Source organism: Mycobacterium gordonae (genome assembly GCF_001417955.2).
Taxonomy (GTDB): domain Bacteria; phylum Actinomycetota; class Actinomycetes; order Mycobacteriales; family Mycobacteriaceae; genus Mycobacterium; species Mycobacterium gordonae_B.
On record NZ_LKTM01000386.1, the window covers coordinates 1 to 23,110 of the forward strand.

Annotated in this window: 21 protein-coding genes and 1 pseudogene; 15 read left to right on the forward strand and 7 right to left on the reverse strand. The window is 64.2% G+C overall.

Features of this window, described 5'->3' with window-relative positions; genetic code table 11:
- Positions 1-273, reverse strand: a pseudogene (locus AO501_RS39910) (hypothetical protein); the annotation flags it as partial.
- Between the two features lie 1,720 nt (positions 274-1,993).
- On the opposite strand from AO501_RS39910, the gene AO501_RS33610 reads away from it, so the two are divergent.
- The 5 genes from AO501_RS33610 to AO501_RS33630 all read left to right on the forward strand — a co-directional run bounded on the left by AO501_RS33610 (position 1,994) and on the right by AO501_RS33630 (position 6,315).
- Positions 1,994-2,293 (forward strand): PE family protein, encoded by a 300-nt coding sequence (locus AO501_RS33610; RefSeq protein ID WP_055581891.1) that lies wholly within the window; start codon positions 1,994-1,996, stop codon positions 2,291-2,293.
- A 28-nt stretch (positions 2,294-2,321) separates the two neighbouring features.
- A complete protein-coding gene (locus AO501_RS33615) occupies positions 2,322-3,476 on the forward strand; it encodes a PPE family protein (RefSeq protein ID WP_055581892.1) in 1,155 nt (384 codons plus the stop codon).
- Between the two features lie 228 nt (positions 3,477-3,704).
- On the forward strand, positions 3,705-4,076 hold the full coding sequence (locus AO501_RS33620; RefSeq protein WP_055581893.1) for a hypothetical protein: 372 nt from the start codon (positions 3,705-3,707) through the stop codon (positions 4,074-4,076).
- Between the two features lie 267 nt (positions 4,077-4,343).
- Positions 4,344-5,369: a PLP-dependent cysteine synthase family protein gene (locus tag AO501_RS33625; protein WP_269435253.1), complete on the forward strand. Its 1,026-nt coding sequence runs from the start codon at positions 4,344-4,346 to the stop codon at positions 5,367-5,369.
- Between the two features lie 223 nt (positions 5,370-5,592).
- Positions 5,593-6,315 carry a YoaK family protein gene (locus AO501_RS33630; RefSeq protein WP_055581894.1) on the forward strand — a complete coding sequence of 241 codons (723 nt, stop codon included), beginning with the start codon at positions 5,593-5,595 and terminating at the stop codon, positions 6,313-6,315.
- An 840-nt stretch (positions 6,316-7,155) separates the two neighbouring features.
- On the opposite strand, the gene AO501_RS33635 is transcribed toward AO501_RS33630, so the two are convergent.
- Positions 7,156-7,614, reverse strand: a complete 459-nt coding sequence (locus AO501_RS33635) for a DUF4189 domain-containing protein (protein WP_231752710.1) — start codon at positions 7,612-7,614, stop codon at positions 7,156-7,158.
- A gap of 413 nt (positions 7,615-8,027) precedes the next feature.
- Complete coding sequence (locus tag AO501_RS36710; protein ID WP_156452930.1) at positions 8,028-8,192, reverse strand: hypothetical protein; 165 nt, start codon at positions 8,190-8,192, stop codon at positions 8,028-8,030.
- Here AO501_RS36710 and AO501_RS38575 point away from each other — a divergent pair.
- The 3 genes from AO501_RS38575 (at position 8,184) to AO501_RS39915 (ending at position 10,146) form a co-directional block, all read left to right on the forward strand.
- A complete protein-coding gene (locus tag AO501_RS38575) occupies positions 8,184-8,339 on the forward strand; it encodes a hypothetical protein (protein ID WP_197420013.1) in 156 nt (51 codons plus the stop codon). The genes AO501_RS36710 and AO501_RS38575 overlap by 9 nt on opposite strands.
- Positions 8,340-9,235: 896 nt before the next feature.
- Positions 9,236-9,604: a DUF4189 domain-containing protein gene (locus tag AO501_RS33640; protein ID WP_231752711.1), complete on the forward strand. Its 369-nt coding sequence runs from the start codon at positions 9,236-9,238 to the stop codon at positions 9,602-9,604.
- Between the two features lie 227 nt (positions 9,605-9,831).
- The gene (locus tag AO501_RS39915; protein WP_156298279.1) at positions 9,832-10,146 is read left to right on the forward strand and encodes a hypothetical protein; all 315 of its coding nucleotides are present in this window, start codon (positions 9,832-9,834) and stop codon (positions 10,144-10,146) included.
- A gap of 261 nt (positions 10,147-10,407) precedes the next feature.
- Here the strand turns inward: AO501_RS39915 and AO501_RS33650 are convergent, their stop codons facing one another.
- The 4 genes from AO501_RS33650 to AO501_RS33670 form a co-directional block, all read right to left on the reverse strand.
- Positions 10,408-11,136: a YoaK family protein gene (locus tag AO501_RS33650; protein ID WP_082659003.1), complete on the reverse strand. Its 729-nt coding sequence runs from the start codon at positions 11,134-11,136 to the stop codon at positions 10,408-10,410.
- Positions 11,137-11,353: 217 nt separating this feature from the next.
- Positions 11,354-12,451 (reverse strand): PLP-dependent cysteine synthase family protein, encoded by a 1,098-nt coding sequence (locus tag AO501_RS33655; RefSeq protein WP_055581906.1) that lies wholly within the window; start codon positions 12,449-12,451, stop codon positions 11,354-11,356.
- 798 nt (positions 12,452-13,249) lie between these two features.
- Entirely contained in the window at positions 13,250-14,401 is a 1,152-nt protein-coding gene (locus AO501_RS33665; RefSeq protein WP_055581900.1) for a PPE family protein, read from the reverse strand.
- Positions 14,402-14,429: 28 nt separating this feature from the next.
- A complete protein-coding gene (locus AO501_RS33670; protein ID WP_055581901.1) occupies positions 14,430-14,729 on the reverse strand; it encodes a PE family protein in 300 nt (99 codons plus the stop codon).
- A 1,188-nt stretch (positions 14,730-15,917) separates the two neighbouring features.
- Here AO501_RS33670 and AO501_RS39920 point away from each other — a divergent pair.
- The 7 genes from AO501_RS39920 to AO501_RS33705 all read left to right on the forward strand — a co-directional run.
- Positions 15,918-16,433 carry a hypothetical protein gene (locus AO501_RS39920; protein WP_231513533.1) on the forward strand — a complete coding sequence of 172 codons (516 nt, stop codon included), beginning with the start codon at positions 15,918-15,920 and terminating at the stop codon, positions 16,431-16,433.
- A 101-nt stretch (positions 16,434-16,534) separates the two neighbouring features.
- Positions 16,535-17,704 carry a PLP-dependent cysteine synthase family protein gene (locus AO501_RS33685; protein ID WP_082659007.1) on the forward strand — a complete coding sequence of 390 codons (1,170 nt, stop codon included), beginning with the start codon at positions 16,535-16,537 and terminating at the stop codon, positions 17,702-17,704.
- Complete coding sequence (locus tag AO501_RS33690) at positions 17,704-19,005, forward strand: MFS transporter (protein ID WP_082659008.1); 1,302 nt, start codon at positions 17,704-17,706, stop codon at positions 19,003-19,005. Before AO501_RS33685 ends, AO501_RS33690 begins: the two co-directional genes overlap by 1 nt.
- 82 nt (positions 19,006-19,087) lie before the next feature.
- Positions 19,088-20,605: a multicopper oxidase family protein gene (locus tag AO501_RS33695; protein ID WP_055581903.1), complete on the forward strand. Its 1,518-nt coding sequence runs from the start codon at positions 19,088-19,090 to the stop codon at positions 20,603-20,605.
- Positions 20,606-20,991: 386 nt separating this feature from the next.
- Positions 20,992-21,453, forward strand: coding sequence for a hypothetical protein (locus AO501_RS38580; RefSeq protein ID WP_156298280.1), 462 nt, complete (start codon positions 20,992-20,994; stop codon positions 21,451-21,453).
- 225 nt (positions 21,454-21,678) lie between these two features.
- Positions 21,679-21,966, forward strand: coding sequence for a four-helix bundle copper-binding protein (locus AO501_RS36715; RefSeq protein WP_231513540.1), 288 nt, complete (start codon positions 21,679-21,681; stop codon positions 21,964-21,966).
- 494 nt (positions 21,967-22,460) lie between these two features.
- Positions 22,461-23,110, forward strand: a 650-nt coding sequence (locus tag AO501_RS33705) for a PE family protein (protein WP_156452932.1), incomplete at its 3' end; no start/stop codon positions are given.

A 23,110-nucleotide genomic window follows, 5' to 3' on the forward strand; every position in this document is an offset into this window, starting at 1 on the left:
CTCGAGCTTGGCCCAGAACCCCCGATCGGCCGGAGTCAACGGCTCCGAGATCCGCAACACCGGAGTATTGCCCACCAGGCCGGCCGGCTGCCGGCTTGCCGTGAGCGGCGGGCACATCGCAGGGTTAAGTGGCCGGTTCACCGCCACTGGCCGGGAGTTGCACGACAAACGGGCTTCCAGAGAGTTCGAAAAACGAGCAGGGTTGGCGTTCATGCGATCGTCGCTTTCTTGAATGAGGCCGCAGGCGCAGCCATCGACAAAGGGATCGGCCACCGGCCGTCGTGAGATGCACAGACGACCTGGCGCTACCCAGTCAGCGACGAGAAGAGCACAACCGCGTCAAGAGTTCTCGACCGGTTAAAGGAGCGGCGGGCCCACGCGGCGGACCACGACCGCCCGCTATCCTCTGCCACCCGAACAAGCCCACTGCGCCCACCGTCGCCACCACCACGCTCAGAGCCGCCACGGTGGCGACAGGCGCGTTAGGCAACACGGCGGTCATGAACGCCTCGTGATGAGAAACCGAGGGATTTTCTAGGTGCGCGTGATTGCTATTGATGGTGAATTCGCCACCCAACGAACTCACCAGAACATGGGCAGGATGGGGTGCGGCAGGCTCATGCCGCACCTCGGCGTGTCCGAGAACAAGGACCCACACCGCGATCGCGGTCACCGCAGCAGCCAGTGCCGCGGTGAATTGCCACCACGGCCGCGGGCATGCCTTCGATCCGCTCACAGTACTAACAGCGTAGCAACGGGACCCGTGGCGCGCCGACGCCGGGCGGCCATGCTGGGACATCACGTCCGCCCGCGCCGCTACGTACCCCATACCCCTTGAGGGTACGGACGAGCCGGGCGTGTGGCAAGGGGTGCGAGGAGGTCCGACAAGGCCGTCGAACATCGTCTGGTGCATCGACAGGCTTAAGGTGCATCACCAATGGTGATCATCGTCATTAACCGGCGGAGGTAGTGCCCTGCTCTGCTCACGTCTTGACAAGGAGCAGGGACCGTCGGCGCGGCGAAGGAAGCCCGATCCCGTTGCGGGGCTGCGAGGTGCAGTCAGCCGGGAACTTAGCCGAGGAGCTGAAAGACGCGTCACCTCCGCAGCGGGAACCTGTCGTGATCCAGCCGCATGGTGTACCCTCGGAGGGTATGAGGAGGATCCGATTGTCGTCGGATGACCGACGTGTCGGATTGGGCAGAGCGCCACGGTTGCGCTTTGCCGTCGTCGTGGCGGCCGCAGTCGCGGCACTGGCCATCATTGGTCACTGCGTGCCAATGCGCGCCGCTGCCTCGCCGTCTCCGTCGGCGCCACGACAGCCAGTGGCCTCGCTTCCTCTCGCGGTTCATGCCAGCGCTGATCAGTCGCAGCTTGCGCAGGAGCGGCCCATCTGTAAAGGGTCGAAGGTGTTCGCAATTGATGCGATACCTGCGGCGGTGATGACAGCGCTGGTCGTCCTTAGCGCGGGCCTAGCGACGCTGGCGGGTATGGGCTGGCAAACACAGCTTGTGGCACCGGCCGGACGGAGCCCTCCGCACCCACCCGTTGCCGTCCTGTCCGGTCAAGATCTTCTGACTCGGATCCGCGTAGCTCGCCGCTGACTGGTCAGCGTCAGGCCCTCGTGCTCTGCTGCACACGGCCGGAGACGTCTGCCCTGTCCATTTCCGCGCGCTAGTCGCGCCGCTGACGTAAGCCGACTCATGCGACTTATTCACTGCTTGATGACTTCCGAATGCTCTGCGGTGCCCGGGTTGCTGAGCTGCTTGCCGCCGAGGAAGACACGGCGCCGCGCGCCTTCCCACCGAGGCCGAGCGGTAGCCGAGGCTCGCCGACGACGGTCGCTGCCCATAGGGATGTTGAAGGTCCCCGACCGCCGGGACACGATCGCCGCCGGCACCGCCCATCTTCACAGGCGCCTACACGGTCCATCTGCGGCCTTGTCACGGAAACCCATGTCGGTAGCGGAGACGCATTTTTCAAGGAGAGCAAAGCATGTCGTTTGTGACAACGCATCCGGAATCACTGGCGTCGGCGGCCGGCGATCTGCAGACGATCGGCGCGGCGATGGATGCCCGAACGGTGGCGGTCGCGGTCCCGACGGCCGCAGTGGTGCCGGCCGCCGCTGACGAAGTGTCGTCGTTGACCGCGGCCCAGTTCGCCGCGCACGCCCAGCTGTACCAAGCAGTGGCCGCCCAGGCCACAGCGATTCACGACCAGTTCGTTGCCGCCTTGGCGACTAGCGCTGGATCCTATGCCGCCACCGAGGCCGCCAACGCGGCCGCGACCGGCTAACACGCGGTATAGCTGAAGGAGTACGCGAATGGATTTCGGGGCACTTCCGCCGGAGGTCAATTCGGCACGGATGTATTCGGGTCCCGGTTCCGGACCGATGCTGACGGCCGCGACCGGCTGGGATGAGCTGGCCGTTGAAATGAGTTCGGCGGCAACAGCTTACGCCGGGGTAGTAGCTCGGTTGACGGCCTTGTCCTGGTATGGGCCGGCGGCGACCTGGATGGCGTCGGCAGCTGCGCCTTATGTGATGTGGATGACCACGACCGCAACCGCAGCAGAGCAGGCGGCCGACCAGGCCCGCGCCGCAGCCGCCGCATATGAGGCGGCGTTCGCGCAGACCGTGCCGCCACCGGTGATCGCGGTCAACCGCAGCTTGCTGATGACCCTGATCGCGACCAACATCTTCGGTCAGAACACGCCTGCGATCGCGGCCACCGAGGCCCAGTACGCGCAGATGTGGGCTCAAGACGCTACGGCGATGTATGGATACGCAGCTTCGTCAGCGGCCGCGTCGACGTTAACGCCTTTCGCGCCGCCCCAGCAGGTCGTCAATCCGAGCGGGTTGGCTGCGCAGGGTGCCGCTGTCGCCCAGGCCGCGGGTGGTTCGGCCGCAACCGACACCCAAGCCGTCCTCACGCAGCTGACGTCGTCCGTACCCACCGTGCTGCAGGGACTGGCTTCACCCCTGTCGTCGGGTTCGCTTTCCTCGACGTTGAGTTCGATGAGCCCGATGCTGTCGGTGACCAGCTCGACCGCGTGGATCGCCAGCGCCGGCCTGTCGACCGGGGAGAAGCTCAAGGGCCTGCTGCCGGCGGCCACCAGCGCCCTCGCGCCAGCCGTTGCCGAAGGGTTGGCCACCGGGCCGCTCGGATCAGGCTTGGCCGGTCTGGCAGGCTTCGGCGGCGCCGGCACGACGGTATCGGCGGGTATGGGGCGGGCCGGGTTGGTCGGGTCGTTGTCGGTACCGCAGAGTTGGACAGCCACCGTGCCGGCCAAGGCGGCTGCTGCGCTGACTGGCACCAGCCTCGGCGCCGCTCCGGCCGCCGACTCCGGCGTCCCGAGCAGCATGTTAGGGGGACTCCCGTTGGCGGCTGCAGGAGAGCGCGGCGCGGCCGGAATTGTCCCCGATCCCCGGTTCCTGGAGCGCCCACCAATGGTGCCTCGCTGGTCAAACCTGGTGTAACGAAAGATGGCCACCACCAAGGGCCGCCAGAACCACGGTTGCGTAGGCCTGCAGCGCCGACACGGGCGCCGACTCACGCAAACCGGGGTGCAATGACCGATGAATCGGCGAAACCTTGCCGCGCCTGATTGCTGGGACAACATCCGACGCCTACCCTCTAGGGGTATGAGGTGTGTGCGAGAACGGACGGGTGCGTCTCGACGCGCCTTGCCGCCGACGCGGCGGTCGATGACCGCGGCCGCCACAGCCGCCCTCTTGCTTCTGCTGATGGGGCACTCGGCACTGCTGCATTCGGAGAACAGCCACCCCCACCACTCCCATGCGCTGTTATCCAGCGTGGGTGCGGAGTTCGCGATCAATGTCGATCACCCCCATCTTGTCAGCGGGGCGTTGACCGCCTGTCATGACGTCTCGGCGTCCGCGGTGTTGCCGCGAACCCCAACCATCTTGGTGGAATTCGGCGTGGCCGCAGCAATGGTCGCGTTTGTCGCGGGATTGTCCGGTGACGCCGCGATGTCGGGGCGGAGCCCACCCAACGCAGCACCCCCCGCCCTCACCGGTCGAGATCTCGTGACGCGGTTCTGCCTGATTCGTCGCTGACCGATCAGCGTCAGGTCGTGGTGTCATGCGCACGGCCGGTGCTCGCTGACCGATGTTCGATGTCGCAGTTCTGCGGCGCATCTGCGAAAGCGACGATCAATGAAGGACTCTTTGCCCCTAGCGCACTCTGAGCGTCGCAATACGCTCACTGAAACTGCCGAGCTGCACCGCAATTGTGACGTAATTGATCAGGACATCGCAGGGCATCTTGGTTCTGCGGCTGCCTGCGCCTGTTCAGCTGGTAGGCATCGCGAGGCCGCTAGCCTAGTGGGCAATACCCCGGTGCTGTGGATCTCCGACGCAATCGCGGATGGGGGCCGCGGGTTTTGGGCCAAGCTTGAGGGCGCCAATCCCGGCGGAATGAAAGATCGCCCCGCCTTGCACATGGTTCAATGCGCTCGGGCTCGCGGCGAACTGCAACCGAACGCACAGATTGTCGAATCCACCAGTGGCACGCTCGGATTGGGGCTGGCATTGGCCGGGCAGATATACGGCCACCCCGTAACTTTGGTTACTGATCCCGGCATGGAGCCCATCGTCCAACAGATGCTGGCCGCGTACGGGGTGCGCATCGAGATCGTCCCCGAGCCACATCCGCGCGGGGGATGGCAGCAGGCCCGCAAAGCCCGCGTCGCGCAACTGCTGGCCGCAGATCCGCGTGCCTGGAATCCCGATCAATACAACAATCCTGACAATGTAGCCAGCTACCAGTTGCTGGCGCTGGAACTGCTGAATCAGGTTGGAAGCGTTGATGTTCTGGTGTGTTCGGTGGGCACCGGAGGCCACTCGGCGGGTGTGGCGCGTGTGCTGCGCGAAGCTAACCCCGACCTGAAGCTGATCGGAGTTGACACCATCGGCTCGACAATTTTCGGGCAGCCGGCCGCCGCCATGCGACTGATGCGCGGTCTAGGGTCGAGCATCTATCCCGGCAACGTCGACTACGCCGCGTTCGCCGAGGCGCATTGGGTCGCCCCAGCCGAAGCCGTGTGGGCATGTCGCACGCTGGCAAGCACGTACTACATCAGCGGAGGATGGAGTGTCGGTGCGGTGGCGTTGGTCGCCGGCGGGGCTGCTCGCGCCCACCGTCCCGGTACAACCATAGCCGCCATCTTTGCCGATGGTCCGCTACGCTACTTCGACACCATCTATAGCGACGATTTCTGCCGCGGCCACGATTTGCTCCTCGCAGCCCAGCCGCGTGAGCCCGCAATCATCGCTGACCCGACCGATCAGGTTGTGCGGTCGTGGACGCGGTGCACGACCGTACGCGATCCAACCCTGTCAAGGCAGTGAGCATTCTCGGTGTGCACGTCTTCACCCGGGAGGTGGTGGCCGGTGTCAGCGGAGATTACATCGATGTCGCGCTAGGCTGCGGCAGTTCTGTTGTTGTCCCTCAAGTCCGAAGGACAGACGGTACGACGCAATCCTGGCCGTTGACACCGCAGCCCCATCGATCTGCTGTTGGACCTTCGACGCTGACCAACGAGCCGCAACGACCACAGAGAAGGGGAGCTTGATGCCGCCTATCAAACGACCACAGACACGGGACCCGCGCGTAATCCTGCTCCTCTACAGCGGACTGCTGGCCGCGGTCGCCGGTTGGGTCAACTCGGTGGCCCTCCTCGTCTGGGTATATCCGGTAGGCAACCTCACGGCGCTGACCACCAAAATCGGCCAGCACACTACCAATCCACTGCTGCATCCCGGTGGTATGATCGCGGCGATCGTCGCCGGATTTCTGCTCGGCGTTCTGGGAGCCGGTGCCCTGGTTGCTCCCACGCAAAGCCCTACCGGTCCGCGCCACGCCGCGGTGCTACTGGGCGAAGCAGCTCTTCTGTTGGCGGCCGCCGGTATTGAACATCCGTTGATCAGAGCGCCACTGGCCGCCGCGGCGTGCGGATTGCAGAACGGAATGACTTCCAGTTTCCCGGGGATGCCCCTCCGCACCACTCACTTCACCGGCACGATCACTGACCTCGGCCTGCTTGTGGCGCGCAGTTACCGCCACGGAATGGACAATTGGAAAGCGGCGCTACTGACTTCGACCGTCCTGCTATTCATCGGTGGCGCCGCCGGCGGCGTGATCCTCGGCGGCCGGATCGGCGACCATGCACTGATCCCGGCGGCCGTGGCATGCGGCGGCCTCGCAATCGCACACGTGTTGCGTTGTCGCGGAAATCGCTCGCTCGCTGTTCACACGGCACCCGCAACTTACCCTCAAGGCGACGCACCGCCATGAGCTGGCGTCATCACTGCGCTCGCCCGCGAGTCGGATGCAGTGACCCCTGGTGACCACCGAAGCTGCTGCAGGCATTCTCACCGACCTCAACGTTGCAGATCGACCGGCCCAGGTGCAGCGGCCGCCGCGCCCGCCGGGGCTCGCGAGGATAGCGACTGCTCAAGTCGAGTAAGCCTCGCCGGCACAACGCCGTCGAGAAAGCTATGCACGGCGTTGCAGGTACAGCTAACTCAAAGGGAAAATCCGTTCATCGGACGCAACCGTCAATCTGACGCCGCCGTCGCCGCGCGGTCGCGTAGGTGAAGCGATCAGCGTTTTGCGCGCCGGACTTGGCTTGTGAGAGCCAGCTATTCGGGTCTGGCGGAACGGCGTTGCCCGTCCGGCGAGCCGGCGACTGGCTTCTGGCTGGGGTGCCCGCCGGCCGGCAAGCCCTTCCTTGGTTCCTTCGGGAAGATCAAAACGATGCCGCGAATCCTGGGAAGGGCACGAGCAACTGAGCCCGCTGTAAGGGTCCCCTGGATCCGCAGCAACCGCCGAAGCGGGGCCGCCGATTGCCGCCCCCATGGCAGCCACGACGGTCATCAAGTTCCGCAGGCGCCTGCCCTACACAGTCATCGCGTTCTACCACATCTCAAATCGCAGATCCGCGAACCCGAACGCGAACGCCGCCACCCGAGCCTTCGTGACAGACCTCTCAACTACCCCCACCCGGGTACAGTACCGCCGAACGACACATAGCTCTATATACGGTATCCCTGTACAGTATGGAGCTCAACAGCTTGGCGCCCGGACGCGCGACGCTTTACCCCGCGGAACCTCGGCGCTCAGTCCTCAATGCGCTCAATTGCATACCCAGCTCGCGACCGTCCCACCGCCGAGCCTGTTCAAAGCATCGGCCTCGGCCGCTGCACGCGAAAAGCCCGTTCCACCACGGTAATTCACACCGTCGGAAGCGACCGCGCCACACAGATTGAAGCTGATGACGACGCGGCAGTCGTTGTCGTTGCAGCGGTCGACCGCGACCTGTTCCGCTCGCGCCTTAGTAAGGTAACCCTGCGCTGTACCCCAAGCGCCGCTCGGGGCATAGGCGATCGCGCCGTAGCGCATCACGTGCGGCACGGGCATTTCCGGCCGCATGCCCATCTCGGACATCGCGGCTTTGTCCAGATTGGCGCTTACCTGCGGAACCAGCGGAAGCGCTATAGCCATCAGCCCGGCTGTGGCACCGACGCCCGCGACCGCCAGCGCGATTCGATGACCTCTCTTGGGTGTCATTGATTTGATTCCTTTCTTGTTCACTCTGGGGAGTGACCCTCATGTCTGCGTCACACAGGAAATTGTTCCATCATATACCCCATGGGGGTAGGGACGAAAGTCCCCAAAAGCAAGACTTGCTCGCCGATGGCCGCGAATCAGCCATCTCGACCAGCCTTGGGTTCGGCACCGTCGCGACCAAGCGAGATAGCAAGTTCCGTCGCTGTGCGCGACCGCGCAGACGGTAGGCGTTGTCAGATTGCTTGCGAAACTCGATGTTTGGCGGTTGTATCCCAACCTGCCTCAGCGAATCACCGGGGTGTGCGGTGCTGGGTGTGCGTGGCGTTGGTATCACAGGTGTGTCAGGACGCCCCGTCGCGCGTCTGTTATTCGGGCTGTATCGACAGTGTGAATCTGTTCGGTCAATGGCGTCAGGCCGTTTCACGGTGCGAGCCTTATTAGGCCGGGTGGACTGGGGGGAGCCGGTGAAGGCTTCGACGAACCGCTGCCACCACCAGACCCGCTGCCCGCTCCAGCGCCACCGCCGCTGCCTCCTCCTCCAGCGCCACCGCCGCCGCTGCCTCCCCCTCCAGCGCCGCCCCCACCACAAGTAGTTGAGCCACCTGACGCTGGTCAGCAGGGTGGCGGTGGTGGCGGTGGCGGCGGCGCTGGAGGGGGCGGCGGCAGTGGCGCTGGAGCGGGCGGCGCCTCTGGCGGTGGCAGCGGTTCGACGAAGCCGTCACCGGAGCCCCCCGGTCCGCCCGGCCTGATAAGGCTCGCACCGTGACACAATTCGACGTCACCAGCTGTAGATATTCGCATCGCCGGCACAGCCCTGCTCACAGGCGCACAGTGCGACGTCCTATCACACCGGTCAGACCATCATCACGCGCACCCAGCACCGCACATCCCGGGAAAGCGCTGGGCCGGGCTTGGATAAAACGGCCAAACATGCCGCGGCACAAGTAATTCGATAACGCCCTGCGTCTGCGCGGTTGCGCACAGCGACAGAACTCATGCTGTCACTATTTGGCCGCGCGGTGCCGGACCCAGGGGCTGACCGAGATAACCGATTCACAGCCCCCAGCGAAAACTAGTCTTTTGGTGACTTTAGTCCCTACCCCCAGGGGGTATTTTCTCGAAAAATCTACTACATGACGCAGACATCAGGATCGCAGGAGCCTCGCACGGCAGCAGAGCATGCCAGCCGCGCGCACCAATCCAATCCGCCGAGCCCACTAGACCAGGCGTGGGTGCTCGTGGGTGCTACCGCCGGTGTCGTTTTCGTCCTAGCCCTGCTGTTTTTGCCGGGTTTCTTCTTGTCCCGCGCCACGAATGGCCCGAGCGCCGGGCACCCACCATCAGGCGGCGGCGAACGCAGCAGCTGCCCAATGATGGGGGCAGGCAAAGGTATGGAACCCAGGAAGGAGAACGAGCCACGGCAGACCACGGTGCCGACACCGCCTTCAGTACCGCACCATCCCTAATCCGCCTAAGAGTCTGGAGCAGAGCGTGTTTGCCTCGGTCGAAACTCTCTCGCCCACAGTGCAACAGGGCCAAATCATCACACACGGGAATGTACAAGAGAGGAATCAAGACAATGACAACTAAGAGACGGCATAAAATCGCAGTAGCAGTCGCAAGCGTCGGTGCCACAGCCGGGCTGATGGCCATAGCGCTTCCGCTGGTTCCGCAAGTGAGCGCCAATCTGGACAAAGCTGCGATGTCCGAGATGGGCATGCGGCCGGAGATGCCCGTGCCGCACGTGATGCGCTACGGCGCGATCGCCTATGCCCCGAGCGGCGCTTGGGGTACAGCGCAGGGTTACCCCGCCAAGGCACAAGCCGAACAGGTCGCAGTCGATCGCTGCAACGACAAGGACTGCCGCGTCGTGATCAGCTTCAATCTGTGTGGCGCGGTGGCTTCCGACGGCGTGAACTACCGTGGTGGAACGGGTTTTTCGCGTGCCGCGGCCGAATCCGATGCTGTGAACAGGCTTGGCGGTGGGACGGTCGTCAGCTGGGTATGCAACTGAGCGCGCTGAGGACTGGGCGCCAACGTTCCGCGGGGTAGAGCATCGGCCATGCGGGCGCAGGCGCCAGGCGGTTGATCGCCATACCGTACAGGGCTATCGTATATAGAGTTATGTGTTGTCCGACGGTGCTGCACCTGTTAGGGATATTTCCGAGCCCTGCCGCCGATGGCTGGGCTGACGTCGGATTCGGGTTCGCTGGTCTCAGTGTCGAGAGCCGGTAGGAGGCGATGACGCTCCATGGCCGGCACCTGCAGCAGGTGATGGCCGTTGTGGCCGCGACGGGCGTGGTAATCGGCGGTACCGCCTCGGCGGTTAAGGCTGATCCGGGAGACCCCTACAGCGGACTCAGTTGCTCGTGCCCTTCCCAGGATTCGGGGCATCGCTTTGATGTTCCCGAGGTCACCGAAGGAATCAAGGAAGGCCTTGTCGGCCTGCGTGCACCGCAGCCACAAACCGATCGCCGGTTCGCCGGGCGGGCAACGGCATGCCGCCAAACGCGCACAGCTTTTGCCCACAAGCGAAGCCGCCGCGTAAATCGCTGATCGCTTCACGTACGCAATCCCGGGGAGATGGTGCGGTGACGGCGGCGTCAGATTGACGGTTGCGTCCGGGTGTGTCAGCAGTGTCGTCATAGCTTCCACGACGGCGTTGAGCGGCGAGGCGCGCTTGACTGGAGCTCGGCGGCCGCTGCACCGGGTCCGGTTGGATCTGCCACGTTGACGTCGCTGAGAAGGCCTGGGACTTTGGTAGTCACCAGGAGTCACTGCATTCGACCTGGGGGCAAGCGCGTTGATGACGTCAGCTTATGACGGTGCGTCCCCGTGAGGGCCGGGTTCGAGCGCGGGTGCCGTGTCGACAGCGAGCGAGCGATGCCAGCGAAAACGCAACACGTGTGCGATAGCGAGACCCCCGCATGTGATGGCCGCCGGGATCAGTGCGTGGTCGCCGATCCGGCCGCCGAGGATCACGCCGCCGGCGGCGCCACCGATGAATAGCAGGACCGTCGAAGTCAGCAGCGCCGCTTTCCAGCGGTCAACTCCGTGGCGGTGACTACGCGCCACCAGCAGGCCGAGGTCGGTGATCGTGCCGGTGAAGTGAGTGGTGCGGATGGGCATCCCCGGGAAACTGGAAGTCATTCCATTCTGCAATCCGCACGCCGCGGCGGCCAGCGGCGCTCTGATCAACGGGTGTTCGATGCCGGCGGCAGCCAACAGCAGAGCTGCTTCTCCCAGGAGCACCGCGGCGTGGCGCGGGCCAGTAGGGCTTTGCGCGGGAGCAAGCAGGGCGCCGGCTCCCAGAACGCCGATCAGAAATCCGGTGACGATCGCCGCGATCATGCCACCCGGATGCAGTAGTGGATTCGTAGTGTGCTGGCCGATTTTGGTGGTCAGCGCCGTGAGGTTGCCCACTGGATATACCCACACCAGGAGGGCCACCGAGTTGACCCAACCGGCGACTGCGGCCAGCAGTCCGCTGTAGAGGAGCAGGATTGTGCGCGGGTCCGGTCTCTGCGGGCGTTCCATAGGGGGCATCGAGCCTCCCCTTCCGTGGTCGTTGCGGCTCGTTGATCAACGTCGAAGGTCGCATAGCAGATCGAGGATGCTGCGGTGTCCACGGCCAGCATTGCGCCATACCGTTTGTCCCTGCGGACTTGGGGGACAATGGAACTGCCGCAACGTAGCTGCGACCTTGATGAGGTTTCCGCTGACACCGACCCCCCGGGGTGAAGACGTGCACACCGGAAAATGCTCACTGCCTGGACAGGGTTGGATCGCGTACGGTCGTGCACCGCGTCCACGACTGCACAACCTGGTCGGTTGGGTCAGTGATGACTGCGGGCTCATGCGGGCGGGCTGCGAGGAACAAATCGTGGCCGCGGCAAAAATCGTCGCTATAGATGGTGTCGAAGTAGCGCAAGGGACCATCGGGAAAGATGGCGACTATCGTCGTACCGGGACGGTAGGCGCGAGCAGCCCAACCGGCGACCAACGCCACCGCACCGACACTCCACCCTCCGCTGATGAAGTACGTACTTGCCAGCGTCCGACATGCCCACACGGCTTCAGCTGGGGCTACCCAATGCGCCTCGGCGAACGCGGCATAGTCGACGTTGCGGGGATAGATACTCGACCCTAAACCGCGCATCAACCGTGTGGCCGCGGCTGGCTGCCCGAAGATCGTCGAGCCGATGGTGTCAACCCCGATCAACTTCAGGTCGGGGTTAGCTTCGCGCAGCACACGCGTCACACCGGCCGAGTGGCCTCCGGTGCCCACCGAACACACCAGGACATCAACGCTTCCAACCTGATTCAGCAGTTCAAGCGCCAGCGACTCGTAGCTGCCGATGTTGTCAGGATTGTTGTATTGATCGGGATTCCACGCACGCGGATCTGCGGCCAGCAGTTGCGCCACGCGGGCTTTGCGGGTCTGCTGCCATCCCCCGCGCGGATGCGGCTCGGCGACGACCTCGATGCGCACCCCGTACGCGGCCAGCATCTGTTGCACGATGGGCTCCATGCCGGGATCAGTAACCAAAGTCACGGGATGGCCGTATACCTGCCCGGCCAATGCCAGACCCAATCCGATTGTGCCGCTGGTGGATTCGACAATCTGTGCGTATGGTTGTAGTTCGCCGCGAGCCCGAGCGCGTTGAACCATGTGCAAGGCGGGCCGATCTTTCATTCCGCCGGGATTGGTGCCCTCAAGCTTGGCCCAGAACCCTCGGCCCTCGGCCGCAAGTGCGTCCGAGATCCACAGCACCGGGGTATTGCCCACTAAACTAGCGGCTTCGCGATACCTACCAGCTGAACAGGCCGAGGCAGCCGCAGAATTAAGATGGCCTCCGATGCCCGGATCGGCCGCGTCACAAGTGCAGTGCAGTTCGGCAGTTTCAGTGAGCGTACTGCAGCGCTCAGAGTGTGCTAGGGACAAAAAGTCTTTCATTGATCGTCGCTTTCGCAAATGCGCCGCAGAATTGCGACATCGAACACCGGTCAGCGAGCACCGGCCGCCGTGCGCATGACACCACGACCTGACGCTGATCGGTCAGCGACGAATCAGGCAGAGCCGCGTCAAGAGATCTCGACCGGTGAGGGCGGGCGGTGCTGCATTCGGTGGGCTCCGCCCCGACGTCGCGGCGTCACCGGACACTCCGGCGACAATCGCGACCATTGCTGCGGCCACGCCGGTTTCCACCAAAATGGTTGGGGTTCGCGGCAACACCGCGGACACCGAGACGTCATGACAAGCGGTCAACGCTCCGTTGACAAGATGGGGGTGATCGACATTGATCGCGAATTCCGCGCCCACGCTGGATAACAGCGCGTGGGAGTGGTGGGGGTGGCCGGTCTCCGAATGCAGCAGTGCCGAGTGCCCTAGCAGCAGAAGCAAGAACGCGGCTGTGGCGACCGCGGTCGTCGACCGCCGTGTCAGCGGCGAGGTGCGTGGAGACGGAGCCGTCCGTTCTCGCACAGACCTCATACCCCTAGAGGGTAGGCGTCGGATGTTGTTCCAGCAACCGGGCGCGAACATCGTTTCGCCGATTCATCGGGCGTTGGACACAGGTCTGCGTGGGCGCCGTTGTACGGCGCCCACAGGCCTACGCAACCGTGGTTTTTGGCGGCCCTTCGTGGTGGCCTCCTCTCCCTAAACCAGGTTTGACCACCGAGGCACCATTGGTGGGCGCTCCAGGAACCGGGGATCGGGGACAATCCCGGCTGCGCCGCGCTCTCCTGCCGCCGCCAACGGGAGTCCACCTAACATGCTGCTCGGGACACCGGAGTTGGCGGCCGGAGCGGCGCCGAGGTTGGTGCCAGTCAGCGCAGCAGCCGCCTTGGCCGGCACAGAAGCTGTCCAACTCTGCGGTGCCGACAACGACCCGATTAATCCGGCTTGCCCCATACCCGCCGATACCGTGCCGGCACCGCCGAAGCCTGCCAGACCGGCCAACCCGGATCCGAGTGGCCCGGTGGCCAACCCTTCGGCAACGGCTGGTGCGAGTGCGCTGGTGGCCGCCGGCAGCAGACCCTTGAGCTTCTCCCCGGTCGACAGGCCGGCACTGGCGATCCACGCGGTCGAACTTATCGTTGATAGCTCCGGGTTTACCGCACTCAGCATCGAGGGCACCGAACTCGACGACAGGGGCGAAGCAAGTTGTTGCAACGCGGTGGGTACGGACGATGTCAGCTGTGTGAGGACGGCCTGGGTGTCGGTTGCCACCGAACCGCCCGTGGCCTGGGCGACAGCGGCGCCCTGCGCAGCCAACCCGCTCGGATTGGCGACTTGCTGGGGCGGCGCGAAAGGCGTCAACGTCGACGCGGCCGCTGACGAACCTGCGTATCCATACATGGCCATCGCATCTTGGGCCCACATCTGCGCGTACTGGGCCTCGGTGGCCGCGATCGCCGGCGTGTTCTGCCCGAAGATGTTCGTCGCGATCAGGCTCATCAACAAGCTGCGATTGGCCACGATCACCGGTGGTGGCACGGTCTGCACGAACGCCGCCTCAAATGCGGCGGCTGCGGCGCGGGCCTGGTCGGCCGCCTGCTCCGCTGCGGTTGCGGTGGTGGTCATCCACATCACATACGGCGCAGCTGCCGACGCCATCCAGGTCGCCGCCGGGCCGTACCAGGACAAGGCCGTCAGCCGGGCGATTACCGCGGCGTAAGACGTTGCGGCTGAACTCATTTCAACGGCCAGCTCATCCCAGCCGGTCGCGGCGGCCAGCATCGGTCCGGAACCGGGACCCAAATACATCCTGGCCGAATTGATCTCCGGTGGAAGTGCCCCGAAATCCATTCGCATACCCCTTCAGCTATGACGCGCGTTAGCCGGTCGCGGCCGCATTGGCGGCCTCGGTGACGGCATAGGACCCAGCGCTAGTCGCCAAGGCGGCAACGAACTGGTCGTGAATTGCTGTGGCCTGGGCAGCCACTGCTTGGTACAACTGCGCGTGCGCGGCGAACTGGGCCGCGGTCAACGCCGACACTTCGTCAGCGGCGGCCGGCACCACTGCGGCCGTCGGGACCGCGACCGCCGCCGTTCGGTCATCCATCGCCGCGCCGATCGTTTGTAAATCACCGGCCGCCGACGCCAGTGATTCCGGATGCGTTGTCACATACGACATGTTCGCTCTCCTTGAAAGAATGCGGCTCCGCTACCGAACTGTGTTCCCGTGCCAAGGCGGCGGAGGGACCATGTCGGCGCCTGGGAAAGATCGGCGGTGCCGCCGAGATTCGTTTCCCGGCGATCGGGGACCTGCAACATCCCTGTGGACAGCGACCGTCGTCCGCGAGCCTCGGCTGACGCACGAACGAATCGGCCTCGGCGGGCAGGCTCACGGCGCCGTGCTTCCCTCGGCCGCGAGCAACTCAGCAACCCGGGCGCAGCAGAGTATTTGTATAATTCATCAAATAGTGAATGCATCACATCAGTCGGCTTTAGATCAGGGCGCGACTACCGCGCGAAAATCGACAGGAACAGACGTCACCAGCCGGGTGCAGCACAGCACCAAGGCCTGACGCTGACCAGTCAGCGACGAGCTAAGCAGAACCGAGTCAGAAGATCTCGACCGGACAAGATGGCAACGCGTGGGCGCGGAGGGCTCCGTCCGGCCGGTGCCACCAACTGTGTCAGCCAGCCCATACCCGCCAGCGCCGCCAAACCCAGGCCGAGGACGACCAGCGCGGTCATCACCGCGGCGGGTATCCCATCAATTGCGAACACCTTCGAGGCTTTACAGACTGGCCGCTCCTGCGCAAGCTGCGGCTGATCAGCGCTGGCATGGACCGCAAGAGGAAGCGAAGCCACTGAAAGTTGTTCCGGCGACGAAGATGGCAGAGCAGCGGCGCGCGCCGGCACGCAGTGACCGATGATGGCCAATGCCGCGACTGCAGCCGCGACGACTACGGCAAAGCGCAATCGGGGCGCTCTGCCTGTGTCTACACGTCGATCATCCGACCACAATCGGATGCTTCTCATACCCACCGAGGGTACACGATACAGCGGCCGGAATCACGACATGTCCACCCATTTGGAGGTGAAACGAGTCTTTGAGCTCACCAACACGGGTCCCCGCCGATTGCACCTCGCAGTCCCGCACCGGGGTGGGCTCCCTGCCAGCGCCGACGGCCGTGATCACTGACTGTAGCGGCAACTGCAGCGCCATCGGCATCGCTCCTGAGGGCACCGCCCCGCACGTTAATGACAATGATAATCATTAAGTAATACACCTGCGCCAGACGATGTTCGACAACCTTTTCGTGACCTTGTCGCCCCTTGCCGCCCACCCCACTCACCTGTACCCTCAGGGGGTATGGGGTACGAAACGGTGGGGGCGGACGTGATGTCCCAGCATGGCCGCCTGTCGTCGACGCAACCCCGATCCCGTTGTTACGCTGTAAGTACTGTGAGCGGATCAAGCGCATGCCCGCGGCCGTGGTGGCAATTCACCGCGGCATTGGCTGCTGCAGTTGCCGCGGTCGCGGTGTGGATCCTTCTTCTCGGACACGCCGAGGTGCGGCATGAGCCTGTTGCACCCCATCCCGCTCATGTTCTGGTGAGTTCGCTGGGTGGCGAATTCACAATCAGCAGCAATCACGCGCACATCGGAACTCCTTCGGTTGCCCATCACGAGGCGTTCATGTCCGCCGTGCTGCCTAACGCGCCGGTCACCACCGTGGCGGCTCTGAGCGTGGTGGTAGCGGTGATCGGCGCGGTGGGGTTGTTCGGGCGGCATGTGATCTTGGGCGGTCGTGGTCCGCCGCGTGGTATCGCTGGCATTTTGACCGGTCAAGAACTTCTGACGCGGTTGTGCTCTTCTCGTCGCTGACTGGGTAGCGCCAGGTCGTCTGTGCACTGTCACGACGGCCGGTGGCCGCTTCCCTTGTCAATGGCTGCGCCAGCAGCCTCTCGCTAGAAAGCGACGATCGCATGAACAACAACCCTTCTCGTGCTTCGAACTCTCTGGAATCCCGTCTGTCCTGCAGTTCCCGGTCGCTGAAGTTGGTGGACCGGCCTCTCAGCCCCGCACAATGCCCGCCCGTGCCGGGAAGCCACCGTCAGCCGGCCGGGCTGGTGGGCAACACCCCGGTACTGCGAATCTCAGAACCGCTGACTGCCGCAGACCGCGGCTTCTGGGCCAAATTGGAAGGCTTCAATCCCGGCGGGAGCATGAAGGACCGGCCCGCAGTGCATATGGTCGAACGCGCCCGTGCACGTGGCGAACTGCGCCCGGGGGCCCGCATCGTGGAATCCACTAGCGGATCCCTGGGCCTGGGGCTGGCTTTGGCCGGCATGGTGTACCGGCACCCGGTCACGGTGGTCACCGACCCGGGCATGGAGCCCATCGTGCAGAACATGCTGCGCGCCTACGGCGCCGAGGTCGACCTGGTCACCGAGCCCCACCCGGTCGGCGGATGGCAACAGGCCCGCAAGGACCGTATTGCGCAGCTGCTGGCCGCTGACCCCGACGCGTGGTGCCCCAATCAGTACAACAACCCCGAGAACGTTGACGCCTACCGTCCGCTCGCCCTGGAGCTGCTCGACCAGCTTGGTCGCATTGATGTGTTGGTGTGCTCGGTGGGTACCGGCGGGCACTCGGCAGGAGTGGCACGGGTGCTGCGCGAGGCGAACCCGGATCTGAAGGTGATAGGTGTGGACACCGTGGGCTCGACGATCTTCGGTCAACCCGCGGCCACCCGGTTGATGCGCGGTCTGGGATCGAGCATTTACCCGCGCAACGTCGACTATGCGGCGTTTGACGAGGTGCACTGGGTGGCACCGGCCGAGGCGGTGTGGGCGGCGCGTGCCCTGGCGGCCACCCACCACGCTAGCGGTGGCTGGAGCGTGGGAGCCGTCGGCCTGGTGGCCGGGTGGGCCGCGCGGACCATGCCCGCCGGGACCACTATCGCCGCCGTCTTCCCCGACGGTCCGCAACGGTATTTCGACACCATCTACAACGACGAATACTGCCGCGAACACGGCCTTCTCGACCAGTTACCGCCCGAAGAGCCGGCCATGATCGACCACCCGAACGACCAGGTCGTGCAGTCCTGGACCCGGTGCGCCACCGTGGTGGATCCCACCGGAGCGATGCAGTAATGGAATTGCTGACGCAATTCCGCAGCTTCGACCGGCCCAGCCGGATGCTGATGATCAACCAGTTCGGCATCAACCTCGGTTTCTACATGTTGATGCCGTACCTGGCGGCCTACCTCGCCGGCCCACTCGGGCTGGCGGGGTGGGCCGTCGGGCTCGTCTTGGGTGTCCGCAACTTCTCCCAACAGGGCATGTTCATTGTCGGCGGCACACTGGCAGACCGGATCGGCTTCAAACCCTTGATCGTGGCCGGCTGTCTGCTCCGAACGGGCGGCTTCGCGTCGCTGGTCTTCGCTCACTCGTTGCCGGTCGTGTTGCTCGCCTCGGCCGCCACAGGCTTCGCAGGAGCGTTGTTCAACCCCGCGGTGCGCGCGTATCTCGCCGCCGATTCACGTGAGCGCCGCGTGGAAGCATTCGCGGTGTTCAACATCTTTTACCAAGCTGGGATTCTGCTCGGCCCGTTGGTCGGAGTTCTGCTGGTAGCCATCGACTTCCGCATCACCGCGGCAGGCGCCGCAGCGATCTTCGCGGTATTGACCGTGGCGCAATTGCTGGCGCTACCGCAGCACAGCGCCGATCCCGCGCCGGAAAAAACATCGATACTCGATGACTGGCGAGTAGTCCTCGGAAACCGCTCCTTTCTGCTGTTCGCCGCGGCGATGATCGGCTCCTACGTGTTGTCCTTCCAGGTCTATCTCGCCCTGCCGCTGCAGGCAGCACTGTTGACCAAGCGTCACCAAACGCTGCTGGTGGCGGCCATCTTCGTCGTTTCAGGTCTGGTGGCCGTCGCCGGACAGCTGCGCATCACCCGGTGGTTCGCCGCGCGGTGGGGTCCCGGACGCAGCCTGGCCATCGGGTTGGGTGTCCTGGCGGCCTCATTCTTGCCGCTGGTAGCCATCCCCGACGGCTCCCGACTCGGGATCGTCGCGGCTGTCGCCGCGCTGCTGGTGACAGCCGCCATGCTGGCCGTCGGCTCGGCCGCGGTCTTCCCGTTCGAAATGGACACCGTCATGGCACTGGCCGAAGGCCGGCTCCTAGCAACGCATTACGGCTTTTACAACACGATCGTCGGAGTGGGAATCCTTGCCGGCAACCTGGCTACCGGTTGGGCAATGGGCGCAGCGCGCCAGGCGGGAGCCGACGAACTGGTATGGGCCGGGCTGTTCATCATCGGTCTACTCGCGGCTTTGGCTCTGCGCGTCCTTGACCGCAACCAGCACCTGCAGCCGGGCGCTACTCAACACTGCGCGACCGGACCAACCGGCGCTGGGCAATCCCCTGAAGTTCAGCGGGAACGATCCTGAGAGCACGACGCCTCGCCACACCGCGGGGTCAGTAGCCACGAATTAACCCGCGGCAGCGCACGCGGCAAACGACCGACGAAGGATGGTAGTGCGGGCAGTGCGGAATGACGTCCTACTCAATCGGCGCACGTTCGTCACCGCTTCAATCGCCGGCGCGGCCGGGCTTGCGCTCGGGTCATGCGGGCGAAGCGATCGCGCACCCAACCTGCAGCAGGCGATTGACGCCGCGGAAAAAGCCCGCCCACATACGGGACGGACCGTCACCGCCACTCTGACCGCGCAGCCGGCCTCCGTAGACCTCGGCGGTCCGGTCGCGAGAACACTGGCCTACGGCGACGCCTTGCCCGGCCCGCTGATCCGCGCCAACGTCGGCGACGAACTGGCCGTCACGGTCAGAAACCGGCTCGGCGACGCCACTTCGGTGCACTGGCACGGCATCGCGTTGCGCAACGACATGGACGGTGTCTCCCCTTCCACCCCCAATATCGCAGTCAACAGTGACTTCACCTATCGGTTCTCCTCGCCGCATCCCGGCACCTACTGGGCCCACCCACACGTCGGAATGCAGACGGACTACGGGCTCTACCTGCCGGTGATCATCGACGACCCCGCGGACCCAGGCCGCTACGACGCCGAATGGATCGTGGTCCTCGACGACTGGACCGACGGCGTCGGTAAAAATCCTGAACAGATATTCGATGAGCTCAGGGGCTCCCAAATGCCGGCCCACGCGCCCAGCCAGCAGGAGATGCCCGGAATGTCCGCCGTGGGTAGCAGTGCATTACTTGGCGGTGATTCCGGCGACATCGATTACCCCTACTATCTGGTCAACGGGCGAATTGCGGCGGCGCCAACCACCATTGACGCCAAACCGGGCCAGCGCATTCGCATCCGCATCATCAACGCCGGTGCCGACACCGCCTTCCGCGTGGCTTTGGCAGGCCACGTTATGACGGTCACCCACACCGATGGTTTCCCGGTTGCGCCAACCGATACCGACGCTTTGCTGGTTGGTATGGCGGAACGCTATGACGTCGTCGTCACCGCCGGCGACGGGGTCTTCCCGCTGGTAGCAATGCCTGAAGGCAAACCGGCGACACCCGGGCGCGCGCTGCTGAAGACCGCGGACGGCAGCCCACCAGATGTCAACTTCCGGCCGCCCGAGCTCGATGGCCGAATCGCTGCCGTCGACACGTTCACCGCCCCATCGTCCGCCAGCTTGGGGTCAGTTCAATCGGATGCGAACCTGGCCCTGGAACTCACCGGCTCGATGGCGAAGTACGACTGGGCGATCAACGGGAAGCCTTACCCGGACAGCACGCCGGTGACCGTCAAACAGGGCCAGCGAGCTGCCCTGGCCTTCACCAACTCGACGATGATGTACCACCCCATGCACCTGCACGGCCACACTTTCCAGGTGATCAAACCCGACGGCCAGCTGGGCGCCCGCAAAGACACCGTCATCGTGTTGCCCAACCAGAAACTCAACGCTGTGCTGATTGCCGATAACCCAGGCACCTGGATGATCCACTGTCATCATGGCTATCACCTAGAAGCCGGCATGATGACCATGCTCAACTACACCGCTTACTCGACCTGACACACCTGGAAAGGCCGATGACGCTGTAAGTTCCTCCCCTGACAGTTAATTGCCGGTGTACGAGTTCTAAATATTAGGTGTGCCGGACAAACCGTTGTTCACAAATCTACTCATGAAATCGGCACCTCGAAATATGGTTGCGCTTTTACGTTACCGTGATAACCTACTTGGGACGGCGCCAGTATTCAGAGGCTTGCTCAAATTCACCGTCTCCTCGATTTGAAGTTTTTGCAATTCGACAAGATGTGCTCATCCGGTGTGACCCGCGCAGCGCACCTAGTTAGAAGTCCCACTGGTGGCCAAGTGGGGTCACCACTGATGAGCAGCAGGGTCATGAACCTAGCCATTGATAGCAGTAAAACAAGAGAACGGCGATACGCATGATAATGAACGCCTCTGCCGCAGCTGTTGCGCTGCTGTTCGGAGTGGGGCTTGGCGCGGCCGCACCGCAGGCAAAGGCGGAACCTCCGGCGATGGACGGTGTCTATCTCTACGCCGACGACGACGGCGGTAAGGGGACGTGGACTGCCAATACGACCTGCAGCCCGTCCTGTGTCGCCCACGTGACGACTGCGCTAGGGGGGAGTTTCGACGCCCCACTAATAGATGGCCAATACGTCAATGCGCGGACTATCCCCGATGGTCTGGAGTGTCCGTTATATGTGATGGGCGACTTTTTATTCGATGGCGGATACCATCCGGTGAGCGTAGTCCAGTGGTGGGACCCTGTTACGCTCCACGGGGAAGTGCACTTCGCACCCTACAGTAAAGTGGACATCCCACACGTCCCACCGAACTGCTACATCGTTGACCACCATCAATTATTTACCCTGACCAAAGTCGGCTAGACGAGTTCCCGGATTTGAGTCCACAAAGGTGGTCGTTGTTTCGGATTCGGGGCTCAGTGGCCCAGCCCGCAGGTGTACCCACTGGCAATCCAGGTGGTCCCATCACCCCGGCAAAAATCAGTTCACACTGGTCCCATCCTCATGGCAGGCGACATGTGCGAACTGTTGCCTCAACGATACGAAGATGGCCGACTTCGTCCGCTTATGCCTGGACTGCGCAGCGATATGCGGGGCGTGTGTGACGCGGTGCCCCGCGGGTCTCGTTGGGCGGCTCAGTTGTGCCAGTTGTGCGCAGAGATTTGTGAGGCGTGCGCGGCCGAGTGCGACAAGCACGACAACGATCACTGTCGCGCCTGCGCAGAGTCATGTCGCCGCTGCGCTCAAGAGTGCCGGGCGAGGCCTGACCAACATCTGAAGCTTAGTCGCACAAGCGCCGTCCAGCGCTCGGGCAGCCGTGAGCAATGCCATGGTCACGGCCGAGCTGTAGTGGTGCTCGATTCCCTGGTGGTTTGAGGCGTTTCGGGCACCGCATCGCGCCGCCACGCCCGGTGAACCCTTCTCCTGCTCGGCCTCGGCCGACAGCCTTGCAAGCGCGTGCTCTGCTCCCCAAGCTCACGCAGCTCTTTGGCGGCGTCAATGTCCCTGCCCGTAGGTGCGGCGCCGAGTTGCACAGCGTGGCCGCTGCGACTGCCAATGCTGTGGCGATTTCCTCACTGGTCTTGCCTTCAGCAGACAACTGATCCGCGCGGCGCAACGTGCTGCACGATGGCCTCCGCAGAATGCCGTTTGCTCGGGCCAGGTGGTTTGTCGCCCCCTTCCAGCCCGACCTCGGGTCACAGGACCCTAAAACGAGCTCGACCGGTCTACCGGGAAAACGCCACGTGTCAACGCAAATTCGGCGGGCTGTAATGGACGCGACACGACAGCGCTGTGCTTATTCACTTCTTCATTCCGTGTGAATAGAGTTAGCCCGTTCGAGTCGTCCCGTTGATTGATGGGAGCCGCAGATGTCGACCTTTCTTATCGCAGCACCTGAGGCTTTGGCCGCGGCGTCAGCGGATCTGAACGGGATCGCCGAGGCGATCCGGAAAGCGACGGTGTCGGCGGCGCCGTCGACCACGCAGATCGCGGCGGCGGCGGCTGATGAGGTGTCCGCGGCGATTGCCCAGATGTTTGGGGGTTACGCCCAGTCGTATCAGTCGGTGGGCACTCAGATTGCGTTGTACCAGAAGCAGTTTCAGCAGGCGTTGGCCACCGGTGCGGGCGCATACGCGGCCGCCGAGGCCGTCAACGTGTTGTCGCTGCAAGGCTTCGAGCAGACGTTGGAGCAGACGTTGCTGGAAGTGGTGGACACGGTGAATGTGCCGTTTGTGGCGTACACCGGGCGCCCGCTGATCGGCAACGGCGCCAACGCGGCTCCGGGGACCGGGGCAAGCGGCTCGCCCGGCGGTTGGTTGATCGGTGACGGCGGCGCCGGCGGGTCGGGTAGCGCCGCGTTCAGTCCCGGCGGGGCCGGCGGCGATGCAGGGTTGATCGGCACCGGTGGCGCCGGCGGGGCTGGAGGCACCGGCGGGACCGGCGGCCCGGGCGGGCGAGGCGGGTGGCTGTTCGGCACCGGTGGTGTCGGTGGAGCCGGCGGTTACGCGGCCGTTGGGGC

What these genes read in the sequence shown, in the direction of transcription:
- AO501_RS33630 (WP_055581894.1), top strand. Translation starts at nt 5,593, where the DNA reads ATGCCGCCTATCAAACGACCACAGACACGGGACCCGCGCGTAATCCTG.
- AO501_RS33690 (WP_082659008.1), top strand. Translation starts at nt 17,704, where the DNA reads ATGGAATTGCTGACGCAATTCCGCAGCTTCGACCGGCCCAGCCGGATG.
- AO501_RS39915 (WP_156298279.1), top strand. Translation starts at nt 9,832, where the DNA reads ATGACGCTCCATGGCCGGCACCTGCAGCAGGTGATGGCCGTTGTGGCC.
- AO501_RS33685 (WP_082659007.1), top strand. Translation starts at nt 16,535, where the DNA reads ATGAACAACAACCCTTCTCGTGCTTCGAACTCTCTGGAATCCCGTCTG.
- AO501_RS33670 (WP_055581901.1), bottom strand. Translation starts at nt 14,729, where the DNA reads ATGTCGTATGTGACAACGCATCCGGAATCACTGGCGTCGGCGGCCGGT.
- AO501_RS33620 (WP_055581893.1), top strand. Translation starts at nt 3,705, where the DNA reads ATGACCGCGGCCGCCACAGCCGCCCTCTTGCTTCTGCTGATGGGGCAC.
- AO501_RS33640 (WP_231752711.1), top strand. Translation starts at nt 9,236, where the DNA reads ATGGCCATAGCGCTTCCGCTGGTTCCGCAAGTGAGCGCCAATCTGGAC.
- AO501_RS33610 (WP_055581891.1), top strand. Translation starts at nt 1,994, where the DNA reads ATGTCGTTTGTGACAACGCATCCGGAATCACTGGCGTCGGCGGCCGGC.
- AO501_RS39920 (WP_231513533.1), top strand. Translation starts at nt 15,918, where the DNA reads ATGGGGTACGAAACGGTGGGGGCGGACGTGATGTCCCAGCATGGCCGC.
- AO501_RS33695 (WP_055581903.1), top strand. Translation starts at nt 19,088, where the DNA reads ATGGTAGTGCGGGCAGTGCGGAATGACGTCCTACTCAATCGGCGCACG.
- AO501_RS33650 (WP_082659003.1), bottom strand. Translation starts at nt 11,136, where the DNA reads ATGCCCCCTATGGAACGCCCGCAGAGACCGGACCCGCGCACAATCCTG.
- AO501_RS33665 (WP_055581900.1), bottom strand. Translation starts at nt 14,401, where the DNA reads ATGGATTTCGGGGCACTTCCACCGGAGATCAATTCGGCCAGGATGTAT.
- AO501_RS36715 (WP_231513540.1), top strand. Translation starts at nt 21,679, where the DNA reads ATGCGGGGCGTGTGTGACGCGGTGCCCCGCGGGTCTCGTTGGGCGGCT.
- AO501_RS33615 (WP_055581892.1), top strand. Translation starts at nt 2,322, where the DNA reads ATGGATTTCGGGGCACTTCCGCCGGAGGTCAATTCGGCACGGATGTAT.
- AO501_RS38580 (WP_156298280.1), top strand. Translation starts at nt 20,992, where the DNA reads ATGAACGCCTCTGCCGCAGCTGTTGCGCTGCTGTTCGGAGTGGGGCTT.